The organism is Colwellia sp. E2M01, assembly GCF_018860585.1.
Lineage (GTDB): Bacteria > Pseudomonadota > Gammaproteobacteria > Enterobacterales > Alteromonadaceae > Colwellia.
Genome location: NZ_JAHKPR010000029.1, coordinates 16,110 through 28,133 on the forward strand (window position 1 = coordinate 16,110; position 12,024 = coordinate 28,133).

10 protein-coding genes and 1 other RNA gene are annotated in these 12,024 nt (G+C 36.2%); 4 read left to right on the top strand and 7 right to left on the bottom strand.

Features of this window, described 5'->3' with window-relative positions:
- Positions 1 to 32 precede the first annotated feature (32 nt).
- From KO502_RS05710 to rsmI, 7 genes are all read right to left on the bottom strand, one after another.
- Positions 33 to 347, bottom strand: a complete 315-nt coding sequence (locus KO502_RS05710) for a hypothetical protein (protein ID WP_216021611.1) — start codon at positions 345 to 347, stop codon at positions 33 to 35.
- 194 nt (positions 348 to 541) lie between these two features.
- Entirely contained in the window at positions 542 to 1,270 is a 729-nt protein-coding gene (locus KO502_RS05715) for a pseudouridine synthase (protein ID WP_216021612.1), read from the bottom strand.
- Positions 1,271 to 1,661: 391 nt separating this feature from the next.
- A complete protein-coding gene (locus KO502_RS05720; RefSeq protein ID WP_216021613.1) occupies positions 1,662 to 2,093 on the bottom strand; it encodes a hypothetical protein in 432 nt (143 codons plus the stop codon).
- Between the two features lie 116 nt (positions 2,094 to 2,209).
- Entirely contained in the window at positions 2,210 to 3,205 is a 996-nt protein-coding gene (locus KO502_RS05725) for a two-component system response regulator (protein WP_216021614.1), read from the bottom strand.
- Between the two features lie 10 nt (positions 3,206 to 3,215).
- On the bottom strand, positions 3,216 to 6,539 hold the full coding sequence (locus KO502_RS05730; protein ID WP_216021615.1) for an MHYT domain-containing protein: 3,324 nt from the start codon (positions 6,537 to 6,539) through the stop codon (positions 3,216 to 3,218).
- 165 nt (positions 6,540 to 6,704) lie between these two features.
- Positions 6,705 to 7,131, bottom strand: an RNA gene (rnpB, locus tag KO502_RS05735) — RNase P RNA component class A.
- A 166-nt stretch (positions 7,132 to 7,297) separates the two neighbouring features.
- Positions 7,298 to 8,149, bottom strand: a complete 852-nt coding sequence (gene rsmI, locus KO502_RS05740) for a 16S rRNA (cytidine(1402)-2'-O)-methyltransferase (protein ID WP_216021616.1) — start codon at positions 8,147 to 8,149, stop codon at positions 7,298 to 7,300.
- A gap of 99 nt (positions 8,150 to 8,248) precedes the next feature.
- On the opposite strand from rsmI, the gene KO502_RS05745 reads away from it, so the two are divergent.
- From KO502_RS05745 to KO502_RS05760, 4 genes are all read left to right on the top strand, one after another.
- Positions 8,249 to 10,321 (top strand): penicillin-binding protein activator, encoded by a 2,073-nt coding sequence (locus KO502_RS05745; RefSeq protein ID WP_354668306.1) that lies wholly within the window; start codon positions 8,249 to 8,251, stop codon positions 10,319 to 10,321.
- Positions 10,311 to 10,697 (top strand): YraN family protein, encoded by a 387-nt coding sequence (locus KO502_RS05750; RefSeq protein ID WP_354668307.1) that lies wholly within the window; start codon positions 10,311 to 10,313, stop codon positions 10,695 to 10,697. Before KO502_RS05745 ends, KO502_RS05750 begins: the two co-directional genes overlap by 11 nt.
- A gap of 111 nt (positions 10,698 to 10,808) precedes the next feature.
- Positions 10,809 to 11,396, top strand: a complete 588-nt coding sequence (locus KO502_RS05755; RefSeq protein ID WP_216021618.1) for a phosphoheptose isomerase — start codon at positions 10,809 to 10,811, stop codon at positions 11,394 to 11,396.
- Positions 11,397 to 11,398: 2 nt separating this feature from the next.
- Entirely contained in the window at positions 11,399 to 12,010 is a 612-nt protein-coding gene (locus KO502_RS05760) for a BON domain-containing protein (protein WP_216021619.1), read from the top strand.
- The last annotated feature ends 14 nt before the right edge of the window (positions 12,011 to 12,024 follow it).

The window sequence follows — 12,024 nt, forward strand, 5'->3', positions numbered from 1 at the left end:
AAGGCATAATAAACAGGTTTAAAATAAATAACTTATTGTAATGCTTCTGATTCTTTTTGCGCTGAGTCTATAATTTTTTTGACTTTATCCTTATTACCACAAATAGCTAACTGTTTTTCATCACGATAATAACGAATATCAATACAGTCTTGTTGATAACGGCGATCTAGCTCTGAACGAGTAAGAATATCTCCTTTAAAAGTAACAATGCGCTTGTGTAGAGCCTGACATTCCTGAATTTGTTCAGAAGCTAATGTGACATCTTCACAAACATCGCTAGAGCTAGAGCAGCTTGCTAATAAAAGAGCTAAAGCAAGTGAGAAAAAAAGTGATAGCGATATATTCATTTAACATTACCCATTAATAACATCTATTAAAAACATCCATTTACTACATCCTTTAAAAAGAAAATTTGTTAACTTAAACCATTATACTCAAGCAATCCCAAATTGCGAGTATCGAAAGCTATCGATTTGATATATTAGTAAAAAAATATTAATAATTATCATTTAGAAAGTGATAATTATTAATGAACATACTATTACAAAAAGCTTGTTATGTTATTTACTTCCTCAGCTGTTAAGTTTCTGCTATTCCCTTGCATCAATGAGGCGTCAAGTGTTAGTTGCCCTATAGATTGGCGGTGCAGCTTAACGACCTGATTACGAAAACGTCCAAACATTCGCTTAATTTGATGATAACGGCCTTCTGTTAAAATCACTTCAGCTTGTAATGGCGTTAAAATTCTCAATTTGGCAGCTTGTGTGATGATATCCTCATACGGAAAATACATACCTTGTGCAAAAGCGTTAATATAATCCTGCGTTAAAGGCTTAGCAAGCGTTACCTGATAGCATTTTTCAACTTTATGCTCAGGAGACGTTAAACGCTCAGACCAACGACTATCATTTGTTAACAACACTAAGCCTGACGTATTAAGATCAAGTCTGCCAACTATGTGTAGACTATTTATGATTTTTTTTTCGTATTGTGAAGTCAGTAAATCCATAACAGTGTTATGTTTGTCATCTTTAGTCGCACAAACAACACCGATAGGCTTGTTTAACATAATATAATGAGCTTGATTCGCCTGCAGAATTTTATGGTCCATCTCTATAACAGAAAATTTATCGACAATTTGAGCGACATCACGGGCGAGAATACCATCAACAAACACTCTTTTTTGCGCCAAAATCAAACGCACGCCTTTACGGTTTATTTGACAATGTTCGCTGATAAAGCGATCTAAACGCATAGTATTAAGAGACATGAAACATAACCTAAGCAGAGAGTTGGGTTGAATTGAATTTGGCTACTAATATTATTAAAATAATTTTGATAGCTTTTTTATATGAATTAGTGACGTATACCCGCTCCACTTGAAGATGCAGGATTCAGCTGGAATTAGAAACGCCTTTAGGCAAGGCATTGATTGTAGAGAATGGTTGTTCATTCTCAAAATCAATAACGCGGCATAAAGCGTTTCTAAACCAGCCCTTGGGGAAGACTGAGCAAATCATACCATGCGTTGCATTTCTTTTTAAGGGAGCAACCCTTGATAAAAAAAGGTGCCTTGGTTATGAATCGCTCAGGCTTCCTGAAACGAGCATCTTCAAGTGGAACGAGTATATAGCTAACAAATAATGTAGTGTATGGTTACTTTATGGTATTAGTGGTAATGACTTTTCATCGGCAATTAAATTTAAAACCTTACGCAACTTGACCTGAATCAAGCTGGGTAATACCTTAGCTTGCAATCTGAGTAATTCTAACTCGGCAGCAGTCATTGCGATATAACAATCTATTTGCGGCTTGCTACGACTAATACGGCAAACTACATCATCTGAAAAATACTTAATGGTATACAGATCAAGGTTAGCGAATTTGAGTTCACCTTCACAGAAGATGTAACTTTCAGCAGTCTCTAAAAAGAGCGTAATGGTTACTATATTTTCTTCATCACCATACCAATTTGCAGTCAGTGTTTGAAAGTTAAATTGTGCTTCTAACTTATTACAAACGGCATTTATTTTTGCAAAATTCGCCACTAAATCTCGGTTAACTTTAATTATAATAGGTAGCTGTTCAGGCATGTGTATCTCTTGTGATCGAATTTACTAACAGAGCAACGTTTTAGTTTTAGTTTTAGTTTTAGTTTTAGTTTTAGTTGATTATTTTTGCAAACCTAATTAAAACAAAGTAATTACAGTTAACTTTTATCTGTATTAGCATTTTTTATTTGTAGGATAATATCTTTATTATCTAAAAACAGCTGAGTCAATTGTGGATCAAAGTGAATTCCAGCTTGCTGCCCAATAAATTCAAATGCGGCTTCAACAGTCCAAGCTTCTTTATAAGGACGTTTAGACGTTAATGCATCAAACACATCGGCAATAGCAACTATTCTCCCTTCTATTGATATATCTTCACCTTGTAAGTTATTCGGGTAACCGGTGCCATCCCATTTTTCATGGTGTTCCATTGCTAGCACATAGGCTAGTTGTAATAAAGGTGAACTAGAGTTTGTAAGAATTTTGCCACCGATTTCAGCGTGAGTTTTCATTAAAGCGAACTCTTCAGCCGTTAGTTTACCTGGCTTTAATAGCACATTATCTGGAATACCTATTTTTCCAATGTCATGCATAGGCGCTGCTTGTTTGATTAATTCGGCATATTGTTCAGGCATACCATACGCTAAAGCTAAGGCTTTAGAATATTGACTCATTCTAATAATGTGTTCACCTGTATCAGTGTCTTTGTATTCCGCCGCTCTACCTAAACGAGTTACTAAGTCTACATGAGCTTTTTTTAATTGATCAGCTTGTACAAGCGACAAATGATTTTTAACACGGGCTCTAATAATAGGCGGACTGATCGGCTTAGAGATATAATCAACGGCACCCAATTCTAAACCGATAAATTCGTCACGCTCATCTCCTAAAGCTGTTACAAAAATAATTGGAATATGTTTCGTTCTCTCCTGTTTTTTTAATATTTCACACATTTGTAAGCCACTCATTTCAGGCATCATAATGTCGAGTAAAATTAAATCAGGTAGTTCATTATCAATAAGCTTTAATGCTGCGTCTGCCGATTTAGCAAAGGAAAGTCGGTACTCATCATTTAACACTTCGCGTATTACTTTTAAATTAAGAGGTTCATCATCAACAACTAATACTCTCGATTTTTCCATCATAAATGTCATGCTTTATATCCTACTTGTCGCTCTCAAGTTGCTTAATTAACTCTGTCAATGTCCCTATAGCACCATCAAAATCAAATTCTTCAAATTGACTAATTAACATATTTACATTCGTCTGATATTCATAAGGTGCACTTTCATTAAGCTGAGTTAACAATGCATCATTTAATTCTGCATTATTCGCATCAGTAAATAGCTGTGCACAATGTAATTTTAACTCTTCTAAACTTAACTCTTGTTGCTTTGAATCGTTTGTGTTTAACAATGGTTGCGGTTCCTTTGCTGTTAATTTTGCTAACAAATCAACCTCATTTTTAAAGTCATTAATTAACTCTGTGGTTATACCTTTCTCTAATAAAATAACTATCGACATCAATTTAGTTAACGCTAAATTACCCGCAAGACCTTTTAAAGTATGTAGTATATGTGCGCTTTCATCAGAAGGTTCCACTCCCAATAATACAATACGTTGAAAGCTCGCTTTATGATCAATTAAAAATCGAATTACTTCTTGGATATGTTTTTCTTTTGAGCCCCACAGAATTTCGCCTTTTTTATAATCGATATTTTGTACGGTATCCTCTGTTGGTTTTATACTAGTTTCAGGTACTACATTTATATCTAAAACACGCATAATTTCTTTATTCAGCTGTGCCATATCAACAGGCTTATTAGCAAAACCATTCATGCCTGCTTTTCTTGCCGTGACTTTATCTTGCTCTAACACACTAGCAGTAAGAGCTACTATAGGAGTTTGCTGTACTCCCTGCTCTTCTTCTATTTTCCGTATTTTTAAACTTGCATCAATACCATCACACTCTGGCATATGAATATCCATTAAAATGACATCAAATATATTTCCAGCCTCTAAGCTTTCATTATATGCGGCTATAGCTTCTAACCCATTTGCAGCAGTAGTCACTGTATGTTGATCTTTCTCTAATAAAATTGAAAGTAATTCAACATTTTGTTCAATGTCATCAACGACTAAAATACTTAATGCCGGTATTTGGCTAGCAATAATAATGGAAGACTGGATTTGCTTATCATCACCTTTAGCCATAGGTAATGAAAAATAAAAGCAACTACCTTTACCTTCTTCACTGATGACACCAATGTTTCCACCCATTAACTCAACTAATTGCTTACTAATCGATGTACCTAATCCTGTTCCGCCAAAACGTCTTGTTACAGTACCGTCGGCTTGTTCAAATGCTTCAAAAACAGCTTTCAACCTATTTTGAGGAATGCCAATGCCTGTATCAATCACCTCAAATTTAAGATGATTATTTTCTTCAGAACTGACAATAACATCAATAGAACCTTGCTCGGTAAACTTAATCGCATTACCAATGAGGTTCATTAAAATTTGTCGTAAGCGTGAAGAGTCAGCAAAATAAGTAAACTGATCAATATTTTCTAACCGTAAGCTTAACTCTATTCCTTTATTTTTAGCTTCTAACCACAAAGTCGAAATTGTATTATCAAGTAATGTACTTAAATTAAAATGGATTGGCTCAATAATCAGTTTACCTTTTTCTAATTTTGCCGAATCGAGTATTTCATTTAATAAATGCAGCAATGATCTCGCCGCATGATTTACTGTTGAAATGTGTTTTTGCTGTGTCTCATCTAATGATGTTTCCATTAATAAGTCACTAAAACCAATAATTGAATTCATCGGCGTTCTAATTTCATGGCTCATATTCGATAAAAATTCTTGCTTTGTCTTTGCTGCCTCTTCAGCAATTACTTTCGCTTCTTTTAGTTTATCTTCATATTGACGTCGCTCAGTAATATCTAATAATACACCATCAATCCAACTAGTATTACCAGCTTTATCAAAAGTAAAGCTGCCTTGATTTAATATCCAAACAACCTCTCCGCTTTTGTTAATAATTGGGAATTCTAAGCTATATTGTGTTTTATACACTAAAGCCTGAGTAACAGCCGCCATCGCTCGATCTTGGTGTTCTTCAATAATTAGGTCGCCAAATGCGACTTTTTTAGTTAAAAAGTCGGAGTCAGCATAGCCCGTTAATTCTTTAATGCTAGGGCTAATATAAATCATTGGCCACTGTTTACTGTATTCACAGCGAAAGGCGACACCAGGCATATTAGTAATTAATGATCTATACTGTTGCTCTTGGGCAACTAGGTTTTTTTGTAATGCTTTTTGTTCCGTTAAATCCGTAATAAACCCAACATATAATGGTTCTTTATTCATCTGAATAACTTCACCAACACCTAAACGAATTGGAAATAACGTACCATTTTTATGTTGTGCATGTACTTCACGATTAACACCAATGACTTTATCAAAGTTCACGTTAGTCGCTTTAGCTAAATAACCATCATGATGTTCCGCTATTTCGTCAGCCATTAATAATTTTACATTTTTTCCTAATACTTCATCTCGTTGATAACCAAAAATATTTTCTGCCGCATTGTTAAAGCTAAGAATTAAACCTTTGTGATCTATAGTAATAATGCCATCTATAGCCGTAGATAAAATAGCTTCCATCCTCGATTCACTTTTCGACTTTTCATCAAATAAAATTCGATAACGAATAATACTATTAATAATCGCCACAATGATCGTTAAAAACGCAGTAGTTACTGCTACACTAATTGCTACTAATGTTAAATCAGAATCGACAGTCCCTTCTTTGATATATGGTGATGTAGCAACAAATCGAGTTGCAAACATGCCCATATAGTGCATACCTGAAACAGCAAAACCAAAAACAATAGAATATATAAAGCGACACTGAGTAGTTGTTAATTTAGGGAAGTATGAGAGTAAATAAATACGAACATAAAGGGCTATATAAGAAAGAGCTACTGCAACAATAATAGATAATGCAAACAGGAATGGATCATAGCTAAGCATTGGGCTTAACTCCATTCCGGCCATACCACTATAATGCATAGTACCTATACCTGCTCCTAATAACACAGCCCCCAATAGAATTTGTTTTTTTGTATGACCTTTTTTAGGCAATACTGACAAAGCAAAAATAAAAGCGCCAAAGGCAGGCAAAAAAGATAATGAAGTAATTAATGGGTCGTAAGAAATAGTGGTACATAATGAAAACGCTAGCATGCCAATAAAATGCATACTCCAAACTCCACCCGACAATACTAATGCACTGGTAAGATTGGCTACTTTACGATATTGTTTAAAAGGTGTTTCTTTAGCTAAATCAAGTAAGTATGTAGCAAGGTATGCTGTGAACATAGTTGTTACAACGGACAAGAAAACCAAGCCATAATCATAACTACCGTTAATAATCAACGACGGATTAGGGTCTACAACAAAAAAGTCTGCCAACATAAAAGATACACTCTAGAGTAAATACGCTTCTTAATAATATAACACATATACGGTTCTACTACATTTGAGAGTTTTCATAATCAGTATAAAAACAACAAATTGGTGGGCTGGCTATATTCTCGAGGACATAAAAAAACCGCAATAATTGCGGTTTTTTTATTGGAATATGTGAGTTGACCGTATAAGCCGGGTTTTGTAGCTACTTACAAGAAGTAGATGACAATCATTCGTCTAGGCTATAAATCGCTCTATAGCTCAAGCAACCTACCCGGTTTCCACGCGAGCCACGCTTATATTACTCAAACAAGTTGAATAATCATGAAACCCTATTTGGTCTTGCTCCAGGTGGAGTTTACCTTGCAATTACTGTTACCAGCAATCCGGTGCGCTCTTACCGCACCCTTTCAGCCTTACCTGTTCCGCAAGCGGCCATCGGCGGTCTTCTCTCTGCTGCACTTGTCGTCGGCTCACGCCGCCCAGGCGTTACCTGGCACCCTGCTCATTGGAGCCCGGACTTTCCTCCCCCTTATCTGTCTATCGCAAACCGAAGTTTGCAATACAACGATAAAGCAGCGATTGTCTGGTCAACTCGGCGCGCATTCTACCTTATATTGGCTAAATGTCTATATTCTTTAATGAACAGCTGCTAATTATATTAAGATAAAGCCTTGTATTACAGTTCAAGCTTTAATACAGCTGTTAACTTGTAGCTGAGGTTCTAATTTAGGTTTTAATTTAGGTTTTAGTTGAAATTTTAGTTAAGATTTTAACCCTAAAGCAATTTCGTATAAGGCGTTTTTCTTCACTCCATATATTTCAGCGGCAATAGCACAAGCGGTTTTAGGCTTCATTTCAGCCAATAATAACTTCAAGGTATTAATAACTTCCGCTGATATTTCACCTTCTACCGCTTTATAACCTTCAATAATTAAAACCATTTCACCTTTAAGTTGGTTAGCGTCTTGCTCTAACCACGCTAGAAAATTATCAGCGGTATCACTATGAATAGTTTCAAAGGTTTTGGTTAGCTCGCGTGCAATCACAATATAACGATCACCACCGAGTGTTGCTACGATATCGCGCACGGTATCAATAGCGCGACGTGGCGCGTCATAAAAAACCATAGTGCGCGGCTCGTCCGCTAAGGCAGTTAAGGTTGCTTGTCTGGCACCCGATTTAGAAGGCAAGAAACCTTCAAAGCTAAACCTATCGGTTGGTAAACCTGCTACTGATAACGCAGATATTGCCGCACAAGCTCCTGGAATAGGTGACACATTCAAACCTAAACTGCGACAATGACGAACAATATGAAATCCTGGATCACTAATTAGCGGTGTCCCTGCATCAGAAACAAGGGCAATGGTTTTTCCTTCTTGTAACATGGTGGCAATTTGCTCTTGGCGTTGCCTTTCATTATGATCATGCAACGACATAGTTTTATTTTTAATCGAAAAAGCAGATAAAAGTTTGCCTGTATGACGGGTATCTTCACAGGCAATAACATCAACTTGCGTTAAAATGTCTATCGCCCTTTGACTAATATCACCTAAATTTCCAATAGGAGTTGCCACAATATATAGAGTAGCGGGAGTTAAGGTTGTTTCACTCATAGGATTACTTCACTTGATTTGGCGTATTTAGTTGTGACTCACTTCGTAGGCGTTTATTATAACCTGATACTGATAGCAATATGCACGGATTTATTTATTGTGTTAAAAACAGCGTTATTACTGATCCGTTTCAAACCAACAAAATTGAATTATTTTTCTATGAATGTTAAACATTTTAAATCGCTAATTTTACCTGCTCTTTTTCTTACTTTTTTATCGAGCTGTAGCACAAAACCAACACCACCGCCTGTAACAGGAATTGAAAAAATAGAGCTAGTGCCCGGCGCGTTAACCGCAGAGCAACATGTAGAGCTTGCCAAAACATCTTCAACCGATGTTGCAGTAAGTGAATTATTAATTGCCACTAAGCTATTCTATCAAGAAGAAAATTATACCAAAGCCTTATGGTTAGCAGAAAAAACACTACCATTAATGGATGAACAAACCCCTAATTATACTCACCAAAGAGTTCAATTAGGTTTAATTAAAGCGAGTAGTTTACAAGAGCTTGGCTACTACTCGGAGAGTTATACACAATTAACACAACTCGCTAATTACGCTGAAACTAACAAAATAGTATTACCTGCCACTTATTATCGTTTATCGGCTAAAGCCTACCAACAAGATTTACAACCTATCGCCGCCTTAAACGCTGAGTTATTGGCATTTGCAGCAACACCTGCCGCAGCGCAGACAACAAATCAAATAGAGAATATTTGGCAAGCCTTTCAACAATTATCGCAATGGCAACTGGCACTACTCGCTGTAGACAAAGCACCGCATAGCGAAGGTTGGATAGCACTAACGACTAAGGCAAATAAATTTGCTGGTAACCAAGAGCAAATTGAATATCACCTAAGTATATGGCAAAAACAATATAAGCTGCACCCTGCTAATGTCATAGCAAAGCAGCTTAAAGCACAAGCACTTGATTTACCCACAATCGAAAATGTTGCCGTAATTATTCCTTTATCGGGTAAACAAAAGTCTGCTGGCTTAGCCATTCAACAAGGAATATTGGCAAGCTTTGAGAACGATGCGAGTAAGAAGTTACATTTTATTGATAGCAATACAGTTAATTGGTATGGCTTAACTAACGAACTATCAATATTGAAAGTAGATTATGTAATTGGACCGTTATTAAAATCAAATGTTGATAAATATATCAAATACACCAGCTCATTAAACCAAATTCAAAATGAATACATGCTTAATGCGACCTCTGGTTTATTTGAACAAAAAGCTAATACTGAAACAGTCTCAACAACACCATTATATACAGAACCAACTAACTACGGTACAGCTATTGATAACGAGTTTGCTATAAAAAGTTATTTACAACCTGAAACGAAAGCTATTAATACTTTATTATTAAATATTCCTAGCAAAGAAGGTTTATCTAATCAATATACTGTACTGTCAATGCGTCCAGAAGATGAGGCGCGACAAGCAGCCGCTACATTAAGTCGCCAAACCTTTAAAAACCCCATTGTATTAAGCCAAGAAAACCCTGTGAGTAAACGTATTGCACAGGCTTTTGCTGAGCAATGGCAACGTATAAATGACAAGGCTATTGAAGTCGTTTATTACGATTCAGGTAAGCAAATGCAAACGAAAATTACTGCGAGTTTGTCGGTAGATCAAAGTAAAAAACGTATTAATACGTTAAAACGTAGCCTTAACCAAACTATAAAAACACAAACCAGAAACCGACGCGACGTAGACATGATTTATCTGGTTGGTACGCCTGAGCAAACACGATTAGTTAAACCATACATTGAAGTTAACATTAGCCCTTTTGCGCAAGTAATTCCGGTATATGCGAGCTCACGTAGCCACAGTACACAAAGTGATGATAGTACCAGTAGTGACTTACAAGGCTTAACCTTTACTGAGATCCCTTGGCTATTACCTAATGAACAAAATGCTGAATTAGCAACACTTAGCCAAGAATTATGGCCAAATCGCAGTGATGGTTTAGCAAGGCTTTTTGTTATGGGATACGACAGTTACCAACTGATTAATAAAATTCCATTAATGCAACAGGCGCCATACTTGCAACATTGGGGACAAACAGGGGTATTGATGTTAGGCGAGAATAACATTCTTACCAGAAGCTTACTTTGGGGTGCTTACCAAAATAATAAGGTTATCACCGTTGATGTGGAATAAAAGCTCAACAGGTAGCAATAACACCAGTAACGACAAAGGCCGTATTAGTGAACTATTTGCTGAAAAATATTTAATAGAACAAGGCTTAACATTGGTGGCACGTAACTTTCATTCTCGCCAAGGTGAAGTTGATCTGATCATGCGAGAAGGTAACACTTATGTTTTTGTTGAAGTCAAATATCGCAAAAACAATAGTTTTGGCGGCGCCATTTCGGCGATTCCCCATAGTAAACAAACTAAAATCAAACATTGTGTAACATTTTATCTGCATCAAGCCGGCTTAAATGAATATAATACTGCTTGTCGTGTTGATGTTATTGCCTTAGTTGGTGATATCAAACAGCCTAAAGTAACTTGGTTAAAAAATGCTTTTTAAGTCAATCAACTTATGCTGGATATTTTTAAAGTCACTTAAATTCACAATCACCAAATTACAAACTCATAAAAATACTATTTATCGATACTATCGTTGCGGAGCCAGTTTTACATGCTAGAACAGATCACAAATAATTTTACCGAAAGCATTCAAACACAAATAGCAGCTAGTGAACTTTTAGCGCCTTCTATAGAGCAAGCAGGCATGATGATGGTTCAATGCTTATTAGGCGGCAATAAAATCATTTCATGTGGTAATGGCGGCTCAGCAGGTCACGCTCAACACTTTTGTTCACAACTGTTAAACAAATATGAAACCGAGCGCCCTAGCCTACCAGCAATCTCGTTAAACAGTGATATTTCAACCATCACTGCCATCGCTAATGATTATCAATATGATGAAGTGTTTTCCAAGCAAATACGCGCTCTAGGGCATAATGGCGATATACTATTAGCTATTTCAACTAGCGGTAATTCACGCAATATTATTAAAGCCATTGAAAGTGCCGTATCGCGTGATATTCCTATTATTGCGTTAACTGGATTCGATGGTGGTGATATTTCAGGCTTGCTTGGTGAAAATGATGTCGAAATACGTGTTCCTTCAGCAAGAGCTTCGAGAATTCAAGAGGTTCACCTTATTGTATTGCATAGTCTGTGTGAAATTATTGATACCACTTTATTTCCTCAAGAGGAATAACCATGCAAGCAACAAGTAAAATATTTACTAACGCTATTAATGGCAAATCAACAAAGCTAGCCGCTTTATTAATGTTGCTCGCTACGTTAAATGGCTGTGCTGTAGCTACAGTTGTAGCAGTTACTGCTGGTGCTACTGTAATAGCTGATAGACGAACTTTTAGTAAACAAATAGACGACCAAAGTATAAAACTTGTTGGCCATAATAAAATCAACAAAGAAAAAGCATTATCAAAAAATTCAAACTTACAAATTGTCAGTTTAAATGGCACAGTGTTAATTGTAGGCCAAGCAGCGAACACATATCTTAGAGATTTGGCGATTACTACTATTCAAGACATTCCCGATATTGTCACTATTCATAATCAAATACGTATTGGTCCGAATGTAAGTGCCTTCACTAAAAGTAATGATATTTGGATCACCTCTAAAGTAAAATCAGCCTTACTGGCTAATGCAGATATAAATACCGATGACTTTAAAATTGTTACTGAAGACTCAGAAGTATTTTTAATGGGTTTAGTTACCCAAAGGGAAGCTGATATAGCTGTCGACATTACGCGTAATATTAATGGTGTAGATCGCGTTTATAAAGCTTTTGAGTATATTGAATAATACCAATTCCGATA